Here is a 20,076-nt window from a genome sequence, read left to right as displayed (position 1 = left end):
CAGGTTTCGGGGCCGAAGACGGCGCTGGTTTCATAGGTCTGCTGGTCAATATAGGAATCCCAGCAGAAGACAATGTACTGAGGGGGTTTTTTGACTTTGTTGAACTGGTCGCCAAAACCATGAGCATTTTCAGCCCATTCTTTGACGGAATCTGGGTCAGGGGAAGCCTGGTCAAGCGTATTAAACGTATACAGATAACCATCGGTATCGATAACTCTTGCATGGTTGACCATTGAGGGTAATTCTCTGGGGGTGATAAAAGCGAAGATCCACTTACCATAAGGTAGGGTCCAGTCGCCGCTGGCGGCCTGTTTTGACTGTAAAGGGGGCGACTGATGTGGGCTGCAGCCTGCAGCGGCCAGTAACAGCGCAAGCGCCAGGGCATAAGATATTTTCATCGTTTATTTCCATCCATGTTGTAAATGGTTCTGATCCAGTTAGCGTCCGGTCGGTTGACAAAGCTGACGGTTTCCGAGGCTGATGCTCCACCCTGTAACTCCCCGCTCTGTTTGAGATCCACTGCGTTCCAGTGGGCTGAGCAGTGGATATAGCGGCCGGCAATCCGATCCACCTCTTCTGGTGTAAAGCCAGCGGTGCTTCTGTGCTGACGGGCTGCTTTTCCCATTTCCCGGGCTTGTTCGCACAACGGCTTTAGCGCATCCGGTAGGGCGTGTCTCTGAATTTTATCGACGTCAGCCAATAACGCCCCAGCCTCAACCGCCGCATCGACCATCACCCGCAACGCCACCTTCGACCAGTCGGAAAAGACCGTCCGCTGGCGCAACGTCAGGGCGGTAAAGGTGCGTTTTTGTGGCTGGGTGTAACGGTCAGTAGGTGCCCGCGGGTCCTCCCAGACCTCCGGGGTGATCTCATGGGTGCGTATAATGGGCATGATAGCCGGTGAATGTTCGAGCACACGCAACTGCGCCATCGTCTGCGCGTATATGTGAGACTGCGCCCCGGGCTGGTTCTGCGGCAGGGTTTCCACCTGCGGACGGGTGAGAAAGAGGTCTTCGCGTAGTTGTGGCATATAGCCGCCGCCGATATCGGAGTGCACGCCGGGGAGTGCCAGCTCTGGCCAGGCGGGGGCCACGCTGTTAAGGGCGAAGTTGTAGCGGCACTCGTTCTGGGCGGTAAGATGAAACACTTTTTGCGCCACGCCCGGACGCAGCCGGAGGGTAACGTTGCCGGTGTCGGCGCTGTGTGGGTCGAGTCCGTTGGTTACCGTACCGACAGCCGCCACGGTGTCCATGATGCCGAGAAAACGGGTGTTGCCTGCGGGAGCACCACGATATTCATACTCCATCATTCCTGTATTAATGGCGTTGATAATGGCCTGGTCTTCTGCCTGGACACGGTTAGCGAAGTGGCGGGCTGCGGCTGCGCCGCGGCTGAAGCCGAAGATATCAAACAGCAGTGTGTCGACGACAAACGCCCCTTTCAGTAAAGCAAGCGCGGCATCAATGGCTGTCGCCAGTTGCGCCACCGCATCATCGGTTTTGGCAATAATCCCGGTTTCTGCGGTGCCCAGTCCCAGGCCTATTGGGTTATCGGGTTCACCCGCCCGGGTGCCAATTCCTTCTACATATAGTCTGTTTTGTACATAACTGCTGTCTGCAGGAAATTGCCACTGATATAACTCATTCAACCAGTGAATATTCGTGTAATACCCCAGATAGCTGGTCGCTCCTACCCCGCTGATCCCCATCTTCTCCTGTGCATTTCTGGCAAGAATGCTTTGGGCATCTGGACTCTCAATATCAAAATGCTGCGCGGTGAGCGCCTCAAGCATGTTGCGGGTATTCACGGCGTTATTGCCGGTGCCGTCGAAGAATATCCCCAGCACCAGCGTCACCTTACGCACCGGCTGCTCTGCGGGCAAAATGCTCTTTTGCACCACCGGGAAAAGCCGATCGTAATTGTCCGGTGTCAGCAGGTAATCAAACTCGGTGCAGGCAATCAGATGACGACACAGAATATGATCATAATCTATCGATATATATTCATAATCCATATCGTTCATCTTGGACTCCTGGTGAATAGCCTGCACCGTCGCACCACGAAGTTCGATTAAGTAATATTTTTCCATGCGACCGTATCGATTGATGCGGTATATATCAAACCTCATTTTAAGACGTTCATTATTATTAATAGCATTGCAGAATAACGGAGAGCTTTTATCCAGGAGTTTGCAAAAGCGCAGGCCGAGGTGCTTAACGCCGCCTTGTATGCTGCTTTGCGCCTGCGTCAGGCTGAAGACAAAGATACTATCTTCATGCGCTGACTGATAGCGATTGCCCACGGAGGCCTGCGAGTTACAGCCTGCAGAAATCGGTCCCTGAATATCACCCTCAAGCGTTAAATAAATAAGGCTGCTCATTTATTTTCCTTTAAGGAGGTTTTTACTCAGGAAGAAGCGTAATGATAAAACGGATAAAATAACCTGCCATCAATCAAATTAAGTCGCAAATTTAGTTTATTATTTAATCGTAAAAGGAAGCGCTAATAGAAAAAATAGCCTGCCTTCTCTCTGCCTGTGATGGCGATACTGCCGCATTCGCGGCCCTTTTCTTTGTGACTCAACACGCCAGATAGGGTAGTATCTGCGGCAATATTGCCCTTCAATAGAGGGGTACAAAGTTGAGGAACCACGATTAATGAGCGATATGGCAGAGCGCCTGGCGCTGCATGAATTCACGGAAAACGCCTATCTGAACTATTCCATGTACGTCATCATGGACAGGGCGTTGCCGTTTATTGGCGATGGTTTGAAACCCGTTCAGCGTCGCATCGTATACGCGATGTCCGAACTGGGGCTGAATGCCAGCGCCAAATTTAAAAAATCCGCCCGTACCGTCGGTGACGTGCTGGGTAAATACCATCCGCACGGTGACAGCGCCTGCTATGAAGCGATGGTGCTGATGGCGCAGCCGTTCTCTTACCGTTACCCGCTGGTTGACGGGCAGGGGAACTGGGGGGCTCCGGACGATCCGAAATCCTTCGCGGCGATGCGTTATACCGAATCCCGTCTGTCTAAATATGCGGAAGTCCTGCTGGGCGAACTCGGTCAGGGAACGTCGGACTGGGTGCCAAACTTCGACGGCACCATGCAGGAGCCGAAGATGCTGCCTGCGCGTCTGCCAAATATTCTGCTGAACGGCACGACCGGTATTGCCGTTGGTATGGCAACGGACATTCCGCCACATAACCTGCGTGAAGTGGCAAAAGCAGCGATTACTCTGATTGAGCAGCCAAAAACGACGCTGGATCAGTTGCTGGATATCGTGCAAGGGCCGGATTACCCGACCGAAGCGGAGATCATTACTTCGCGCGCGGAAATTCGTAAGATTTACGAAAACGGACGCGGCTCCGTACGTATGCGTGCGGTATGGACGAAAGAAGACGGCGCGGTGGTGATTTCCGCGCTGCCGCATCAGGTTTCCGGGGCAAAAGTGCTGGAGCAGATCGCTGCTCAAATGCGCAATAAAAAGCTGCCGATGGTAGACGACCTGCGCGACGAATCGGATCACGAAAACCCGACCCGTCTGGTGATTGTCCCGCGCTCTAATCGTGTGGATATGGAGCAGGTGATGAACCACCTGTTTGCCACTACCGATCTCGAAAAAAGCTACCGTATCAACCTGAACATGATCGGTCTTGATGGTCGTCCTGCGGTGAAAAACCTGCTGGAGATCCTCACCGAATGGCTGGCGTTCCGCCGCGATACCGTACGTCGCCGCCTGAATTATCGTCTGGAAAAAGTGCTCAAGCGCCTGCACATCCTTGAAGGTTTGCTGGTGGCGTTCCTCAACATTGACGAAGTCATCGAAATTATTCGTCATGAAGATGAACCTAAGCCTGAGCTGATGTCGCGGTTTGGCATTTCTGAAACCCAGGCTGAAGCCATCCTTGAGCTGAAATTGCGCCACCTTGCCAAACTCGAAGAGATGAAAATCCGCGGTGAGCAGGATGAGCTGGCGAAAGAGCGCGATCAGTTGCAGGCCATTCTGGCTTCCGAACGTAAAATGAGTAACCTGCTGAAGAAAGAGCTGCAGGCCGATGCGGACGCCTATGGCGACGATCGTCGATCTCCGTTGCAGGAACGTGAAGAAGCGAAGGCGATGAGCGAGCACGACATGCTGCCATCTGAGCCGGTGACCATTGTGTTGTCCCAGAGTGGCTGGGTGCGTAGCGCGAAAGGCCACGACATCGATGCACCGGGATTAAGCTATAAAGCTGGCGACAGCTTTAAGTCGGCAGTGAAGGGTAAGAGCAACCAGCCGGTGGTGTTCGTTGACTCGACCGGACGCAGCTATGCCATCGACCCGATTACGCTGCCGTCGGCGCGCGGTCAGGGTGAACCGCTGACCGGGAAGCTCACGCTGCCGCCAGGCGCGACGGTTGAGCACATGCTGATGGAAGGCGACGATCAAAAACTGCTGATGGCCTCCGATGCGGGCTACGGTTTTGTCTGTACCTTCAATGACCTGGTCGCACGTAACCGTGCTGGTAAGGCATTGATTACACTGCCAGAAAATGCGCGCGTGATGCAGCCGGTGGTGATTGAAGATGAAACCGATATGCTACTGGCTATTACTCAGGCTGGTCGCATGTTGATGTTCCCGGTGAGCGATTTACCGCAGCTGTCGAAAGGCAAAGGGAACAAGATCATTAATATCCCTTCAGCGGAAGCGGCGAAAGGCGAGGATGGTCTGGCGCAACTTTACGTGCTGCCGCCGCAGAGCACGCTGACCATCCACGTCGGTAAGCGCAAAATCAAACTGCGTCCTGAAGAGTTGCAGAAAGTGACCGGAGAGCGCGGCCGTCGCGGCACGCTAATGCGTGGTCTGCAGCGTATCGACAGCATTGAGATTGACTCGCCTCGACGCGCCAGTCACGGCGACAGCGAAGAATAACGCTACCGTCCGGCTCTCCCTGTTAAAGCCCAGGGAGAGCCAACGTTAAAAATTCCCGTGAAACCGTTGTTTATTCGTGCGTTGCGATTAACAATACGCTTTTCCAGAGAGCCGCCCTTAACAAAGCCCTAACCTGAAACCGCGTGATGAATCAGGTGACGTAAAATGCCAGGCTCTTAGGCCTTAGAGGTTGTTATGCTATATATTTTTCGTTTAATTATTACTGTTATTTACTGCGTTCTGGTCTGTATTTTCGGTTGCATATACTGTCTGTTCAGCCCACGAAATCCAAAACACGTTGCAACGTTCGGCCATATGTTTGGCCGCCTGGCTCCCCTTTATGGCCTGAAGGTCGAGTGCCGCATGCCGGCAGACGCGCAGAACTATGGTAATGCTATCTATATTTGTAACCATCAGAACAACTATGACATGGTTACCGCTGCGAATATCGTTCAGCCGCCGACGGTGACGGTAGGTAAAAAAAGCCTGCTGTGGATCCCTTTCTTCGGGCAGCTGTACTGGTTAACCGGTAACCTATTGATTGACAGAAACAACCGCGCTAAAGCGCACAGCACCATTGCTGCCGTGGTGAATCATTTCAAAAAACGCCGCATTTCTATCTGGATGTTCCCTGAAGGGACACGTAGCCGCGGTCGCGGTCTGCTGCCGTTTAAAACCGGCGCGTTCCATGCAGCGATTGCTGCTGGTGTCCCGGTCATTCCGGTGTGCGTTTCCACAACCTCGAACAAGATAAAACTCAATCGACTCAATAATGGTCTGGCAATTGTCGAGATGTTGCCACCGGTGGATATTAGCCACTTTGGGAAAGATCAGGTTCGTGAACTGGCAGCGCATTGCCGCACGCTGATGGAACAAAAAATCGCAGAACTCGATAAAGAAGTTGCTGAGCGGGAAGCCGCCGGAAAGGTTTAATCCGCGCAATTCGGGTTTTTTACAGGAAATGACTTCCTGCGTGTTAATAGCCAGTTTTTTATGGAGTTTATATGTCATTCAGTCGGCGTCAGTTCATTCAGGCATCGGGGATCGCACTGTGTGCAGGTGCTGTTCCGCTGAAGGCTAATGCTGCCGGTCAGCAACAACCGTTACCCGTGCCTCCGCTGCTGGAATCCCGCCGGGGGCAGCCGCTATTTATGACGCTGCAACGTGCGCACTGGTCCTTTACGCAAGGCACGCGCGCACCTGTATGGGGAATTAACGGCCGCTATCTGGGACCGACAATCCGTGTCTGGAAAGGGGATGACGTCAAGCTTATCTACAGCAACCGTCTGACTGAAAATGTCTCGATGACCGTCGCCGGGTTGCAGGTACCAGGCCCGCTGATGGGCGGCCCGGCGCGCATGATGTCCCCGAATGCTGACTGGGCGCCGGTGCTACCGATTCGCCAGAATGCCGCCACGTTGTGGTATCACGCTAATACGCCAAATCGTACTGCTCAGCAGGTCTATAACGGTCTTGCCGGGATGTGGCTGGTTGAAGATGAAGTGAGTAAATCACTGTCTATTCCCAACCACTATGGCGTGGATGATTTTCCGGTCATAATCCAGGACAAGCGGCTGGACAACTTTGGCACGCCGGAATACAGCGAGCCCGGCAGCGGTGGCTTTGTCGGTGATACGCTGCTGGTCAATGGGGCGCAAAGCCCATATGTCGAAGTCTCCCGCGGCTGGGTGCGCTTGCGTTTGCTGAACGCTTCAAACTCGCGTCGTTACCAGTTGCAAATGAGTGATGGCCGTGCGCTGCATGTGATTTCCGGCGATCAGGGTTTTTTACCTGCGCCTGTTTCGGTGAAGCAGCTCTCGTTGGCTCCGGGCGAGCGTCGTGAGATCCTGGTGGATATGACTAACGGTAATGAGGTCTCTATCACCTGTGGTGAGGCGGCCAGTATTGTCGACAGGATCCGCGGGTTCTTTGAGCCCTCCAGTATTCTCATCTCCACGCTGGTATTGACGTTGCGCCCGACAGGTCTCCTGCCGCTGGTGACTGACAGCCTGCCAATGCGCCTGCTGCCAACGGAAATCCTCAGCGGTTCGCCGATTCGCAGCCGTGATATCAGCCTGGACGACGATCCTGGCATCAACGGTCAGCTGTGGGACGTCAATCGTATGGATATTACTGCCCAGCAGGGCTCCTGGGAACGCTGGACGGTGCGGGCGGATATGCCCCAGTCCTTCCATATTGAAGGTGTTTCGTTCCTGATCCGTAATGTGAATGGCGCGATGCCGTTCCCGGAAGACAGAGGCTGGAAAGATACTGTCTGGGTTGATGGCCAGGTTGAATTACTGGTTTATTACGGACAGCCTTCCTGGGCCCATTTCCCGTTCTACTTTAATAGCCAGACGCTGGAAATGGCGGATCGTGGCTCAATCGGACAGATGTTGGTGAACCCGGCGCCGTAATGCGCCGGGGTATTCGTTACGCCCGCCAGAACATGCGCGAGAACAGGATCAGAATGGGGTAAATCTCCAGACGCCCCATGATCATGGCCGCGCACATCAGTAGCTTTGCTTCCTCGTTTAAGGTGCCAAATGTCGTGGCGGTGACGCCAAATCCCAGCCCCATATTGTTGATGCAGGCGGCGACGGTGGCGAAAGAGGAGAAGAGATCGTAGCCCATCAGATTGAGCGCCCAGATAAAAAAGCTGGTGAACAAAACGTAGAGAAAGAAAAAGCTCCATACCGAACGCACCACCCGGTCGCTTACCACGCTATTGCCCACTTTGATATTCAGCAGGGCACGGGGATGCGCGAGCTGGTGTAACTCCTGACGGCACTGCTTGAACATAATCAAAAAGCGTAGCACCTTAATCCCCCCGCAGGTCGAACCCACACAACCGCCGAAGAAACTGGCGCTGAGCAGCATGAAGATCGTGTGCGAAGGCCACTGCGCGTAATCCGCCGTCGACAGGCCATTATCTGTCAGCATCGAACTGGCCAGAAAAAAAGCATGCACCAGGCTGTCCGTTAATCCGTACATGCCTGCCCGCCAAACTTGCCAGGTGGCGATCAGAGTGACCACCAACGCAATAAGCAAAAAGAAACGCAATTCGGCATTACGACGAAAGGGTTTGAAGGTACGTTTCACGATAGCAACGTACCAGAGGGTGAAGTTAAATGCAGACAGCAGTGAAAATATCCCGGCGACAAGCTCAATGGCATGGCTGTTATAAAAGCCGATGCTCTCGCTGCGAGTGGAAAATCCGCCGAGAGAGACCGTCGACAGCCCGTGGCATAAGGCGTCGAAAAACGACATCCCGGCAGCCCAGTAGGCCAGAGTACAAATAAGACCCAGAATGACATAGGTCATCCACAGCGTGCGTGCAGTATCAGCAAGTCTTGGCGTGAGGCGTTCTTCTTTAAAAGGGCCCGGCATTTCAGACTGATACAGCTTCATGCCACCAATACCCAGCAGAGGCAATACCGCCACGGCGAGGACGATAACACCCAGACCGCCAATAAAATTGAGCTGAGCCCGATAGTACAGATACGACTTCGGCAAGGCGCTGACGTCATCAATCACCGTTGCGCCTGTAGTGGTAATCCCAGAAACTCCTTCAAACAGGGCATCCGCAAAAGAGAGGTTTAAGCCATCGTCCATCCACATCGGCATCGCGCTGATAAACGAAAACAACAGCCAGAACAGGACGATAATGACGAAACCATCCCGGGTGCGCAGTTGAATCCCCGCATGTTTGGTTGCCAACCACGCCCCGCCGCCGAGGGTGAAGAAAGTCATAAACGTGCTGAAAAAGGCGAACAAGCTCCGCTCTTTGTTTAACAAAGCGATGAGCATCGGTGGCAGCATAGAAAAGCTGTAGAGAAGAACCAGAAATCCGCACAGGTGAACAACAACCCGTAACTGGGAAATATGCAGTGAATCGTTGAGTCGCAATGAAAAATCCCCCGCCGAAAAAGAGTTATCTCAGCTGGCTGGCATGGTGTTAATTATGATTGATAAAAATGATCGTCGTAAAATTTAACAATTTATATAACTTTCTACTGGTCTGGTTCAGACTCCACTTCATTTCTTGCCGACATACAGCGTATAATCCTCGGCCTTTGATTATTTTTTTACCATTTTTGGAAGCATTATGAGCGCAATATCCCTGATCCAGCCGGACAGAGACCTTTTCTCCTGGCCGCAGTACTGGGCTGCCTGTTTTGGCCCGGCACCGTTTTTGCCGATGTCACGCGACGAAATGGACCAACTTGGCTGGGATAGCTGCGACATCATTCTGGTTACCGGCGATGCATACGTCGATCATCCCAGCTTTGGCATGGCAATTTGCGGACGTATGCTGGAAGCGCAGGGCTTTCGCGTAGGGATTATCGCCCAGCCGGAGTGGAACAACAAAGACGATTTTATGCGTTTGGGTAAACCGAACCTGTTCTTTGGTGTGACCGCAGGCAACATGGACTCGATGATCAACCGTTACACTGCCGATCGCCGACTGCGCCATGACGATGCCTACACACCGGACAACGTTGCGGGCAAACGTCCGGACCGCGCCACGCTGGTCTATACCCAGCGCTGTAAAGAAGCATGGAAAGATGTGCCGGTTATTCTCGGTGGTATTGAGGCCAGCCTGCGCCGTACCGCGAACTATGACTACTGGTCCGATACCGTTCGTCGCTCTGTTCTGGTGGATTCCAAAGCCGACATGCTGATGTTCGGCAACGGCGAACGTCCGCTGGTGGAAGTGGCGCATCGTCTGGCGATGGGCGAAACCATCGATCAGATCCGCGACGTGCGTAACACTGCGATTATGGTTAAAGAAGCGCTGCCGGGCTGGAGTGGGGTGGATTCCACGCGCCTCGACACGCCGGGTAAGATTGACCCGATCCCGCATCCGTATGGTGAAGATCTGCCGTGTGCTGACAACAAGCCGGTCGCACCGAAAAAGCAGGAAGCGAAAGCGGTAACCGTACAGCCGCCGCGCCCGAAACCGTGGGAAAAAACCTACGTGCTGCTGCCGTCCTTCGAAAAAGTGAAGGGCGATAAAGTGCTGTATGCGCATGCGTCGCGTATCCTGCACCACGAAACCAACCCAGGCTGCGCGCGTGCGCTGATGCAAAAGCATGGCGATCGCTACATCTGGATCAACCCGCCAGCCATTCCGCTCTCTACCGAAGAGATGGATAGCGTTTTTGCGCTGCCGTACAAACGCGTGCCGCATCCGGCGTATGGCGACAGCCGCATTCCGGCCTATGAGATGATCCGTTTCTCGATCAACATTATGCGTGGTTGCTTTGGCGGCTGTTCGTTCTGTTCGATCACCGAGCACGAAGGGCGCATCATCCAGAGCCGCTCTGAAGACTCGATCATCAATGAAATCGAAGCCATTCGCGACACCGTTCCAGGCTTTACCGGCGTGATTTCCGACCTCGGCGGCCCAACGGCGAACATGTATATGCTGCGCTGTAAGTCACCGCGCGCGGAGCAGACCTGCCGTCGTCTGTCATGCGTCTACCCGGATATCTGTCCGCATATGGACACCAACCACGAACCGACGATTAACCTTTATCGTCGTGCGCGTGATTTGAAAGGCATTAAAAAGATCCTCATCGCTTCGGGCGTGCGTTATGACATCGCGGTTGAAGACCCGCGCTATATCAAAGAACTGGCGACCCACCACGTTGGCGGCTATCTGAAGATTGCGCCAGAGCATACCGAAGAAGGCCCGCTGTCGAAGATGATGAAGCCGGGGATGGGCAGCTACGATCGCTTTAAGGAATTGTTCGATACCTACTCTAAACAAGCGGGTAAAGAGCAGTACCTGATCCCGTACTTTATTTCCGCGCACCCGGGTACGCGTGATGAAGATATGGTGAATCTGGCGTTGTGGTTGAAGCAACGTCGTTTCCGTCTGGATCAGGTGCAGAACTTCTATCCATCACCGTTGGCGAACTCCACAACCATGTATTACACCGGGAAAAACCCGCTGGGTAAAATTGGTTATAAGAGTGAAGATGTGGTGGTGCCGAAAGGTGATAAGCAGCGTCGTTTGCATAAAGCCCTGCTGCGTTACCACGATCCAGCAAACTGGCCGTTAATCCGCCAGGCGCTGGAAGATATGGGTAAAAAGCATCTGATCGGCGGTCGTCGCGAATGTCTGGTCCCGGCGCCTACGCTGGAAGAGATGCGAGAAGCGCGTCGCCAGAACCGTCATACTCGCCCGGCATTGACCAAGCACACACCGGTGGCGCATCAGCGCCAGACGCCAGCCGCAAACAAAAAACGCGGGAAAGTGGCAGGGCGCTAATCTGCCTTGCCCGGTGGTGAAACGCTTATCAGGTCTACGAATAGCACGATTTTGTAGGCCGGATAAGGTGCTTGAACCGCCATCCGGCAGAGAGACTCAGTATTTATGCTTCACGAATTCTGGCCGCTAATGCGGCCAGTTTTGCATCATCCGCCCGTTCATGATCGTGTGAAGAAAGATATCCTTCATACTGCTCGAAAAATTTGTTCTGCCGCGCTTCAATCGGTTTCCAGTGGGTTAGATCGCCAGTGCCATGCATGGGGCTTAATTTGCTGTGCACATGGTCTACGCCGAAACCTTCGAAGAACATCCCCGTACGACTGACATCCGGGAAAGCCTTATCCAGTTTCTTAGCCACTTTTTGGGTCGCCAGCATCAGATCAGCCAGTGCCTGCGGCGGCATATCGAAGGCATAGCTGGGATAATGCTTTTTCGGGATCACCACGGTAAAACCGTCGGTGTTCGGGAAAATCGACAGAAAAGCCAGATGATGCTCGTCTTCCCAGACCTTATGGCAGGGTGCTTTACCTTCAACTATTTGACAGAAAATACAGGTCATTCCTTTTCTCCGCAGGTAAGGTGATTCGTCAGGACGCAGTCAGTTTAGTACAGACCCAACACCTTCCACCACATCAGACCCACGGTGATAAACACCGCCTGGTTAAACAAGCTGATGATAAATCCTGTACGCCACCAGACGCCCGTTGGAACGTACCCGGCACCAAACAGGATTGGACCGCGAGCATGGGTGTACTGGGTGAGCGAGCAGTACAAACTGCTGGTGAAGGCCAGCATTAATGCCGTGGGGGCTGCTGGAATATTCAGATGCAGGCCGACACCAAGGAAAACGGCGTACAGCGCGGCAATCTGTGCATTACCGCTGGCAAAAAAGTAGTGGGTATAGAAGTAGGCAGCGTTCAGCAGCAGCAGGACGATCACCCAACTGGTACCGTGCATAGTACTGCTCAGGCTATCGCCGATCAGATTGCCAAACCAGGTGGTGAAGCCCAGTTTTTTCAGTTGGTTCGCCATCATCAACAGCGCGGCAAACCAAATCAGTGTGTCCCATGCGCCTTTCTCGCTCTTCACATCTTCCCAGCTCAGAACGCCGCTTAGCAATAAAATGGACAGTCCCACGAACGAGGCAGTGGTGGCGTCGACGCCTAACGTATCGCCAAAAATCCACAGCACCAGCAGTACGCCGACGGTAGCCAGCTTCACCGCCAACAGGTTGCCGGTATAGCCGGTCATAAAGAGCGCGGCGGTGACGTCGTTGACGTTGCCAATACAGGTGATAAGAAAGGTACCGATTTTACTGCGGGACTCATCTTCCGGGTTCGAATGGAAACTGCGTGCCAGAGAGTCAGCAATCGGATAGATGACGCCGCCGCAGCGTGCTGTATTACTCGGCATTGCCGGGGAGAGGATCAGATCGGCAAAGGCCAGACCATAGGCGAGTCCCAGCGTGCGCTTGCCGAGCAGACGGATCATCTGCAGCGCAATGCGTCGTCCGAGGCCGGTTTTGATAAACCCGCGGGCAATCATAAAAGCCACGACGATAAGCCAGATAAGTGAACTGTTCAGCTCACTCAGTGCCGTGGTGATAGCGCCGCTGGCGGTTTTATCCCCGGCGGCATAGGCGAGTGCAAAAACCGTAATCCCAATAATGCCGACCGCGCCGATGGGTAAAACTTTTGCCACGATAGAGGCAATAGTCGCGACGAAAATGATTGCCGAATGCCAGGCTGGCGCACTTAGCCCGGAAGGTGGAGTAAGCTGCCACAGTCCGGCAGAAATGAATATTATAAGAATTAATGGGAGCCATTTGACTCCGCTACTTTTTTTCTCAGTCACGTTTACGCACCTATGGATATGGTGAATGTATTCATCAAATAAATATATTTATTTAATAATTAACAGGTTATATTGCGTAATGCTGCTCCAGCGACTGCAAGAAATACATCAATATATGTGTGTGAATTGTTTCCTGATATTTCAAATCAGTAAAGGCCCGACGAGAGTGTCGGGCTGGAGGGAAGGGGTTAACCGCCGAACTGATCCGGGTCTGGCCCCAGACGTTTGCCCTGATCGAGTTTCGCGATTTCGCCTAATTCGTCTTTATCCAGGCGGAAGTCCCAGACGTTAAAGTTTTCTGCGATACGCGCAGGGGTGACCGATTTTGGAATCACCACCAGCCCGCTATCTAGGTGCCAGCGGATGACAATCTGCGCCGGTGATTTGCCATATTTCTCAGCGAGGTCACGGATGATCTTTTGATCAAAGACGTCTTTGCCGCCCTGCGCCAGCGGGCTCCAGGATTCGGTCTGGATTTTATGCGTTGCGTTCCAGGCGTGCAGTTGGCGCTGTTGCATAAGCGGATGAAGTTCGATCTGGTTAATCACCGGAGGTACGCCGGTTTCATCCATCAACCGCTGGAGATGATTGATCTGAAAGTTGCACACGCCGATGCTCTTAATCAGCCCTTCTTTTTGCAGGTCGATCATGTTTTCCCACGCTTCAACGTAGTGGTCGATCGCCGGAACCGGCCAGTGCATCAGGTATAGATCGAGGTAATCAAGTTGGAGTTTTTCCATGCTTTCGAGCAAGGCTTCCCGGGGGCGTTTTTGGTCATCATTCCACAGCTTGGTGGTGATGAATAACTCGTCCCGTGGTACGCCAGCATCGCGTATTGCTTTGCCGACACCTTCTTCGTTTTTGTACGCCGCAGCGGTATCAATTGAGCGATACCCTACTTCCAGCGCTTTATGAATGGCGGTGATGACTTCTTCGTTGCTTGCCTTCCAGACCCCCAGGCCCAGTTGTGGCATGACGTTACCATCCTGTAGCTTGATAATGGTTGGACCGGTCATAATTCCCCCCCACACTTAATCCTTCAGGCTGCCTCTTTGTTGGCTGCTTGCGTTTACCCCGGTCACGTACTTATGTACGCTCCCGGGGATTCACTTAATTGCCGCCTCGATGCATCATGAATGATTGGGTGTAAATTGAGTTCACCGGAGCAAGCCCCGGTGAGTTAGGTGTGACTTAAGCCTGGTATAAATACCCAAAAACGAAAGGCGGAGGTTAAAAAACCTTAGCGGGCAGCTTCGTAAATCCGACGGCTGACTTCAAGCGTAATATCCTGATGTTCGCCCAGTTGCGTACCCCCGTGTGCTTCCAGTTTTTCCAGCAATGCCGGGATGGAGCTACCGTCCAGGCCATAGTCAGACAGGCGAGTGGGTACGCCCATTTGTTCGAAGAAAGCACGGGTAGCGGCAATGGCAGCGTCGATGCGCTGGTCGTCGGAACCTTCGGTGATATTCCAGATACGCTCTGCGTATTGCAGCAGTTTGGCACGCTTGGTATCACGTTTTTCATTCCACAGCGCTGGCAGAACGATGGCCAGCGTTTGAGCATGATCCAGACCGTGCATTGCGGTCAGTTCATGGCCCAGCATATGCGTTGCCCAGTCCTGCGGTACGCCTGCGCCAATCAGGCCGTTCAGCGCCTGGGTTGCCGCCCACATGACGTTCGCACGCACGTTGTAGTTTTCCGGCTCCTGCAAGGCTTTCGGACCTTCTTCTACCAGCGTGAGCAGAATGCCTTCGGCAAAGCGATCCTGAATTTTCCCGTCTACCGGATAAGTCACATACTGTTCCACGGTATGAACAAAAGCATCCACAACGCCGTTTGCAACCTGACGCGGCGGCAGGGTGTAGGTGTAAACCGGATCCAGTACGGCAAACACTGGCTGCACGAACGGGGTCATAAAGGCCAGTTTATCGCCGGTGGTTTTACGCGAAATTACCGCGCCGGAGTTAGATTCAGAGCCGGTTGCAGGCAGGGTTAATACGGAGCCCATCGGGATGGCGCTTGTTACGTCGTTGCCGTGGGTTTCCAGAATGCGCCATGGATCGATGCCATCAGCGTACTGTGCCGCTGCCGCGATGAATTTGGTGCCGTCCAGCACTGAACCGCCACCTACCGCCAGCAGAAACGTCACTTTCTCATCACGCACGATTTTTACTGCGTTCATCAGCGTTTCATAAGACGGGTTTGGCTCGATACCGCCAAACTCCAGCACATCCAGGCCTTTCAGCGCGTCCTGAACCTGTGCCAGGACGCCAGTTTTTTTCACGCTGCCGCCGCCATAGGTAACCAGTACGCGAGCGTCCTGAGGAATTTGATCGCGCAGCTCAGCAATCGCGCCTTTACCAAACAAAATACGTGTTGGGGTATGGAGATTAAAGTTGTTCATTGCTCGTTCCCTTTGGTGGGTAATAAAAGAGTGCAGGTGAGTGTCTGCCGGATGATGAACATTGTGGTCGCCCGCCGCGCTGCTCTCAATGCTCATTTCTGTCGATGTCTTGCCCATTTCTACAGACTGCTGGAGAAAACGGATAAATCTGCGCATTATGTCAGGGTCGAAAACCGATGATGAAATGGTGCCCCATGAACCGTGATGAGATCTGTCTTCTGCTGACAGATAAAATTAAGCAGCTGAAAAGCAATGAAAATAGACTTAACGAACTGCTGCCAGATGTCCGCCTGCTACACGGTACGGAGCCGGCGGCGCGTACACCGGTCATGTATCAGCCAGGCATCATATTTCTCTTTTCGGGACATAAAATTGGTTACATCAATGAGCGCGTATTTCGCTATGACGCCAACGAATACCTGCTGCTAACCGTACCTTTACCCTTTGAATGTGAAACCTATGCGACGCCGGAGGTTCCTCTGGCCGGTATTTATCTGAATGTCGATATCCTGCAATTGCAGGAGCTGTTGATGGACATTGGGGAAGACGAGCTGTTCCAGCCCGCCATGGCGGCCAGCGGGATTAACTCTGCAACGCTCTCTGACGAAATTCTCTGCGCTGCTGAGCGCCTGCTGGATGTGATGGAGCGACCGCTGGATGCGCGCATCCTGGGGAAACAGATTATTCGCGAGATCCTCTACCATGTGCTGACCGGACCGCGCGGCGGCGCGTTACTTGCGCTGGTCAGTCGCCAGACGCATTTCAGTTTGATAAGCCGGGTACTGAAGCGGATTGAAACCAAGTACACCGAAAACCTCAATGTAGAACAGCTGGCGGCAGAGGCGAACATGAGCGTGTCGGCGTTTCATCATAATTTTAAAGCGGTGACCAGCACGTCGCCGCTGCAATATCTTAAGAGCTATCGCCTGCATAAAGCACGGATGATGATGGTTCACGATGGGATGAAGGCCAGTGCGGCTGCCATGCGCGTCGGCTATGAGAGCGCATCGCAATTCAGTCGGGAGTTCAAACGTTTCTTTGGTGTAACGCCGGGGGAAGATGCGGCAAGAATTCGTATGATGCAGGGGAGTTGATTTCTTGTAGGCCTTAAAGCCGCGCGCCATCAGGCATAATGCCGGGAATTACCCCGGCTACGGATAATACTCAGGCGCTACAGTATTTTTTTTTAATCACCACGAACAATGTTCCCAACAATCCTGCGGTTAACAGGGCAATCGGCAGGATCATTAGAAAGGTCATCACCTGATCTTCATGGCGTTTAACGAACGGGATCATGCTCAGCGCATAGCCGAAACTGGTGACGACGGTGACCCACAGCAGGCCACTCAGCCAGTTAAAAAACTGGAACCGACGGTTAGGAAGCCCTGAAATGCCCGCCATCGTTGGCAGCAAGGTGCGAACAAACGCCAGGAAACGCCCTGCCAGCAGCGCCATCAGACCGTGTTGGTCAAACATGCAGGTCGCGCGCTGATGGTATTTTTCCGGTAATTGCGCCAACCAGCCTTTCACCGTGCGCGTGTTGCCTAGCCAGCGTCCCTGAATATAACTCAGCCAGCAGCCCAGACTGGCTGCGGCCGTCAGAATAGCTATGGTAGGTAAAAAACTCATCACGTCCTGAGCGATCAGCGCTCCTGCCAGTAATAACAGGCTGTCTCCGGGTAAAAAGGAGGCGGGCAGCAGGCCATTTTCTAAAAACAGCGTGGCGAACATGACGAAGTACACCACGCTCACAACGTGCGGATCCGCCAGTGCGGCAAAATCGTGTTGCCAGAGCGCGGAGACAATATCTTGAATGACTACCATGGACTTTCCTGTGGAACAGCGTTTATGTGTGGATTGTACTCCTGAATTGCCCGGGATGCCTTGATCCCGGACGCAACAATTGCAGACTTTTCCACCAGAAGTGTCTGCATATATGTCCATCTGTGGCAATTTTACTCGATTCGGGCAAATCCTGCGGCCAAATCGGCAATCAGATCGTCAACATTCTCTAAACCGATATGTAAACGGATGAGCGTTCCGCTGAAATCCACCTCGCCTTGCGGACGGATTGCCGCAATGTGTTCCGGCTGGTTGGCGAGAATCAGCGACTCAAAACCGCCCCAGGAGTAGGCCATACTGAACAGGCTGAAGTGATCCAGATACGCAGCAAGCTCCTCATTATTGAGCTTCTTATTCAATACAAAGGAGAACAGGCCGCTGCTGCCGGCGAAATCACGCTTCCAGAATTCATGGCCTTTACTGCCGGGCAGTGCCGGGTGGTTCACGCGGGCGACCTGCGGATGGCTGGCCAGCCACTCGGCGACCTTTAAGCTGCTTTCATGGTGCTGACGCAGGCGAACGCTCAGCGTACGCAGTCCACGGCTGGTCATATAGGCGGTATCGGCGTCCAGCATTTGCCCCATCAGATAGGCATTTTCGCGCAGTTGATCCCAGCAGCGGGCATTAGATACCGCCGTGCCGACCATGCCGTCAGAATGACCAATCAGATATTTGGTGCCTGCCTGAATAGAGATATCAATGCCAAAATCCAACGCTTTGAACAGCACCCCGGCAGCCCAGGTGTTATCAATCATGATGATTGCATCCGGCGCGACGCTTCTGACGGCGGCAACAATAGCTGGAACATCATGCACTTCCATAGTGACAGAGCCGGGAGATTCCAGAAATACGACTTTCGTGTTCGGCTGTATGTGCTTAACGATATCGGCGCCAACCAGCGGATCGAACCAGCCGGTGGACACGCCGAGCTTGCCGAGAATTTTGGTACAGAAATCCTGACTGGGTTCATAGGCTGTGTTGGTCATCAGCACATGATCCCCTTGCTCCACAAAGGCAAGGATGGTGTTGGCAACGGCCGCCGCACCGCAGGGGAACAGCGCGCAACCCGCACCACCTTCCAGTTCGCACATTGCTTCCTGAAGAGAGAAATGCGTCAGGGTTCCGCGACGCCCATAGAAAAGCGCACCGTTCGCCCGGTTGTGCGTGGCCTGTTTTTTAGCCTCTACGGTGTCAAAAACCAGCGAAGAAGCGCGCTGGATCACGCTATTTACCGAGCCCAGCGTGTACTTTTTACTGCGCCCTGCGTGAACGAGTTTGGTTTCAAGTTGCTTATCTGCCATGTTGTCTTACCTATTTTTATACGTCTGGATGTCTAAACTACCATGAATCAAAGATGACGCATCCTGCAGAACGGTCATACAGTAGAAAATAATCTCAAAATGCTTCTGGTGACTTTTTTACTGCGTAAGCGCAAGGAAAAGAAACCAAAGGTGCGGCAATATGTAAATAGTAATGAGAACGACTATCAATTCGACGTCGTTTTGATATGATTACGCTCAGATTTTGTGATTTGCGTCCTGGAGATACAGAGTGGGTAATAATTTGATGCAGACGGATCTTTCCGTCTGGGGTATGTATCAGCACGCCGATATCGTGGTTAAGTGCGTGATGATTGGGCTGATTTTGGCGTCAGTGGTCACCTGGGCTATCTTCTTTAGTAAGAGCCTTGAGTTCTTTACTCAGAAACGCCGCCTTAAGCGTGAACAGCAACTGCTGGCGGAAGCCCGCTCTTTAGATCAGGCAAGTGAAATTGCCGCAGGATTCGATGGCAAAAGCCTGGGCGCACAGTTGATTAATGAAGCGCAGAACGAGCTGGAACTGTCAGAAGGCAGCGACGATAACGAAGGCATTAAAGAGCGTACCGGCTTCCGTCTGGAGCGTCGTGTGGCGGCGGTAGGTCGTCATATGGGCCGCGGTAACGGATACCTGGCCACCATCGGGGCTATCTCTCCATTCGTCGGTCTGTTCGGTACCGTATGGGGCATCATGAATAGCTTCATCGGGATTGCACAAACCCAAACGACCAACCTCGCCGTTGTTGCGCCGGGTATCGCAGAAGCGCTGTTAGCGACCGCAATCGGTCTGGTCGCAGCAATTCCAGCGGTTGTTATCTACAACATTTTCGCACGACAGATTGGCAGCTATAAAGCGATGCTGGGCGACGTCGCGGCACAGGTGCTGTTGCTGCAAAGTCGCGATCTGGACCTGAATGCAAGCGCATCCGCGCATCCGGTACGTGCAGCGCAGAAATTACGTGTAGGATAATGTTCCATGGCAATGAGCTTTAATGAAAACCTGGACGATAACGGTGAAAAGCATGAAATCAACGTGACGCCGTTTATCGACGTTATGTTGGTTTTATTGATCATCTTTATGGTTGCCGCGCCGTTGGCAACCGTAGATGTGAAGGTGAATCTCCCTGCCTCCACTAGCACGCCGCAGCCGCGTCCGGAAAAACCGGTTTACCTGTCAGTTAAAGCCGATAAGAGTATGTTTATTGGCAACAATCAGGTGACGGATGAAACCATGATTAACGAGCTAAATGCGTTAACTGACGGGAAGAAAGACACCACGATTTTCTTCCGGGCAGATAAAACCGTTGATTATGAGACCATGATGAAGGTGATGGATACGCTGCATCAGGCGGGCTTCCTGAAGATTGGTCTGGTTGGCGAAGAGACAGTGAAAGCGAAGTAATCTTCCTCATTGCCGGGTAATGGTTGCCGCCTTACCCGGCGTGTCTCTCCTGATTCAACTCC

16 protein-coding genes are annotated in these 20,076 nt (G+C 53.1%); 7 read left to right on the top strand and 9 right to left on the bottom strand.

Going from position 1 to position 20,076, the window contains the following annotated elements; all coding sequences use genetic code 11:
• Positions 1-398 (bottom strand): DUF2931 family protein (locus tag OGX90_RS19870; RefSeq protein WP_213786721.1); only part of this gene is annotated, 398 nt, incomplete at its 3' end.
• Positions 395-2,380 carry a type VI secretion system tube protein TssD gene (tssD, locus tag OGX90_RS19865; RefSeq protein ID WP_234103476.1) on the bottom strand — a complete coding sequence of 662 codons (1,986 nt, stop codon included), beginning with the start codon at positions 2,378-2,380 and terminating at the stop codon, positions 395-397. The genes tssD and OGX90_RS19870, both read right to left, overlap by 4 nt.
• A 277-nt stretch (positions 2,381-2,657) precedes the next feature.
• Between tssD and parC the strand changes: the two genes are divergently transcribed.
• The 3 genes from parC (at position 2,658) to ftsP (ending at position 7,333) form a co-directional block, all read left to right on the top strand.
• Positions 2,658-4,916, top strand: coding sequence for a DNA topoisomerase IV subunit A (gene parC / locus OGX90_RS19860; RefSeq protein WP_003828391.1), 2,259 nt, complete (start codon positions 2,658-2,660; stop codon positions 4,914-4,916).
• A 195-nt stretch (positions 4,917-5,111) separates the two neighbouring features.
• Positions 5,112-5,849 (top strand): 1-acylglycerol-3-phosphate O-acyltransferase, encoded by a 738-nt coding sequence (gene plsC / locus OGX90_RS19855; protein ID WP_003024540.1) that lies wholly within the window; start codon positions 5,112-5,114, stop codon positions 5,847-5,849.
• Between the two features lie 71 nt (positions 5,850-5,920).
• The gene (gene ftsP / locus OGX90_RS19850; protein ID WP_008785819.1) at positions 5,921-7,333 is read left to right on the top strand and encodes a cell division protein FtsP; all 1,413 of its coding nucleotides are present in this window, start codon (positions 5,921-5,923) and stop codon (positions 7,331-7,333) included.
• Between the two features lie 16 nt (positions 7,334-7,349).
• Here ftsP and OGX90_RS19845 read toward each other — a convergent pair whose 3' ends face one another.
• A complete protein-coding gene (locus tag OGX90_RS19845) occupies positions 7,350-8,825 on the bottom strand; it encodes a TrkH family potassium uptake protein (protein WP_020996330.1) in 1,476 nt (491 codons plus the stop codon).
• Between the two features lie 199 nt (positions 8,826-9,024).
• On the opposite strand from OGX90_RS19845, the gene OGX90_RS19840 reads away from it, so the two are divergent.
• Positions 9,025-11,196 carry a YgiQ family radical SAM protein gene (locus OGX90_RS19840; RefSeq protein ID WP_286624559.1) on the top strand — a complete coding sequence of 724 codons (2,172 nt, stop codon included), beginning with the start codon at positions 9,025-9,027 and terminating at the stop codon, positions 11,194-11,196.
• Positions 11,197-11,299: 103 nt separating this feature from the next.
• On the opposite strand, the gene OGX90_RS19835 is transcribed toward OGX90_RS19840, so the two are convergent.
• The 4 genes from OGX90_RS19835 to yqhD all read right to left on the bottom strand — a co-directional run bounded on the left by OGX90_RS19835 (position 11,300) and on the right by yqhD (position 15,454).
• Positions 11,300-11,755 carry an HIT family protein gene (locus OGX90_RS19835; protein ID WP_008785817.1) on the bottom strand — a complete coding sequence of 152 codons (456 nt, stop codon included), beginning with the start codon at positions 11,753-11,755 and terminating at the stop codon, positions 11,300-11,302.
• Positions 11,756-11,799: 44 nt separating this feature from the next.
• Complete coding sequence (locus OGX90_RS19830) at positions 11,800-13,050, bottom strand: SLC13 family permease (protein WP_286624557.1); 1,251 nt, start codon at positions 13,048-13,050, stop codon at positions 11,800-11,802.
• Positions 13,051-13,238: 188 nt separating this feature from the next.
• The gene (gene dkgA, locus OGX90_RS19825; protein ID WP_008785816.1) at positions 13,239-14,066 is read right to left on the bottom strand and encodes a 2,5-didehydrogluconate reductase DkgA; all 828 of its coding nucleotides are present in this window, start codon (positions 14,064-14,066) and stop codon (positions 13,239-13,241) included.
• 224 nt (positions 14,067-14,290) lie between these two features.
• Entirely contained in the window at positions 14,291-15,454 is a 1,164-nt protein-coding gene (yqhD, locus tag OGX90_RS19820) for an alcohol dehydrogenase (RefSeq protein ID WP_048215537.1), read from the bottom strand.
• A gap of 194 nt (positions 15,455-15,648) precedes the next feature.
• On the opposite strand from yqhD, the gene OGX90_RS19815 reads away from it, so the two are divergent.
• Positions 15,649-16,548 carry an AraC family transcriptional regulator gene (locus tag OGX90_RS19815; RefSeq protein ID WP_125362895.1) on the top strand — a complete coding sequence of 300 codons (900 nt, stop codon included), beginning with the start codon at positions 15,649-15,651 and terminating at the stop codon, positions 16,546-16,548.
• 70 nt (positions 16,549-16,618) lie between these two features.
• Here OGX90_RS19815 and yghB read toward each other — a convergent pair whose 3' ends face one another.
• Entirely contained in the window at positions 16,619-17,278 is a 660-nt protein-coding gene (gene yghB / locus OGX90_RS19810) for a DedA family general envelope maintenance protein YghB (protein WP_003024510.1), read from the bottom strand.
• 131 nt (positions 17,279-17,409) lie between these two features.
• Positions 17,410-18,597 carry a cystathionine beta-lyase gene (gene metC, locus OGX90_RS19805; protein ID WP_060683231.1) on the bottom strand — a complete coding sequence of 396 codons (1,188 nt, stop codon included), beginning with the start codon at positions 18,595-18,597 and terminating at the stop codon, positions 17,410-17,412.
• A gap of 250 nt (positions 18,598-18,847) precedes the next feature.
• On the opposite strand from metC, the gene exbB reads away from it, so the two are divergent.
• Both exbB and exbD read left to right on the top strand, forming a co-directional pair.
• Positions 18,848-19,582 carry a tol-pal system-associated acyl-CoA thioesterase gene (gene exbB, locus OGX90_RS19800; protein ID WP_003024507.1) on the top strand — a complete coding sequence of 245 codons (735 nt, stop codon included), beginning with the start codon at positions 18,848-18,850 and terminating at the stop codon, positions 19,580-19,582.
• Between the two features lie 6 nt (positions 19,583-19,588).
• Positions 19,589-20,014 carry a TonB system transport protein ExbD gene (gene exbD / locus OGX90_RS19795; RefSeq protein ID WP_286624555.1) on the top strand — a complete coding sequence of 142 codons (426 nt, stop codon included), beginning with the start codon at positions 19,589-19,591 and terminating at the stop codon, positions 20,012-20,014.
• Positions 20,015-20,076 lie beyond the last annotated feature (62 nt).

It is taken from the genome of Citrobacter sp. Cpo012, assembly GCF_030333015.1.
Lineage (GTDB): Bacteria > Pseudomonadota > Gammaproteobacteria > Enterobacterales > Enterobacteriaceae > Citrobacter > Citrobacter portucalensis.
The sequence above is the reverse complement of the archived record's forward strand: the minus strand, read 5'-3'. Positions and strand labels throughout refer to the sequence as shown.

Excerpts from the sequence above, each read along its gene's own strand:
- yghB (WP_003024510.1), bottom strand. The coding sequence starts at position 17,278 with ATGGTAGTCATTCAAGATATTGTCTCCGCGCTCTGGCAACACGATTTT.
- ftsP (WP_008785819.1), top strand. The coding sequence starts at position 5,921 with ATGTCATTCAGTCGGCGTCAGTTCATTCAGGCATCGGGGATCGCACTG.
- tssD (WP_234103476.1), bottom strand. The coding sequence starts at position 2,380 with ATGAGCAGCCTTATTTATTTAACGCTTGAGGGTGATATTCAGGGACCG.
- dkgA (WP_008785816.1), bottom strand. The coding sequence starts at position 14,066 with ATGACCGGTCCAACCATTATCAAGCTACAGGATGGTAACGTCATGCCA.
- OGX90_RS19815 (WP_125362895.1), top strand. The coding sequence starts at position 15,649 with ATGAACCGTGATGAGATCTGTCTTCTGCTGACAGATAAAATTAAGCAG.
- plsC (WP_003024540.1), top strand. The coding sequence starts at position 5,112 with ATGCTATATATTTTTCGTTTAATTATTACTGTTATTTACTGCGTTCTG.
- OGX90_RS19835 (WP_008785817.1), bottom strand. The coding sequence starts at position 11,755 with ATGACCTGTATTTTCTGTCAAATAGTTGAAGGTAAAGCACCCTGCCAT.
- metC (WP_060683231.1), bottom strand. The coding sequence starts at position 18,597 with ATGGCAGATAAGCAACTTGAAACCAAACTCGTTCACGCAGGGCGCAGT.
- yqhD (WP_048215537.1), bottom strand. The coding sequence starts at position 15,454 with ATGAACAACTTTAATCTCCATACCCCAACACGTATTTTGTTTGGTAAA.
- parC (WP_003828391.1), top strand. The coding sequence starts at position 2,658 with ATGAGCGATATGGCAGAGCGCCTGGCGCTGCATGAATTCACGGAAAAC.
- exbD (WP_286624555.1), top strand. The coding sequence starts at position 19,589 with ATGGCAATGAGCTTTAATGAAAACCTGGACGATAACGGTGAAAAGCAT.
- OGX90_RS19840 (WP_286624559.1), top strand. The coding sequence starts at position 9,025 with ATGAGCGCAATATCCCTGATCCAGCCGGACAGAGACCTTTTCTCCTGG.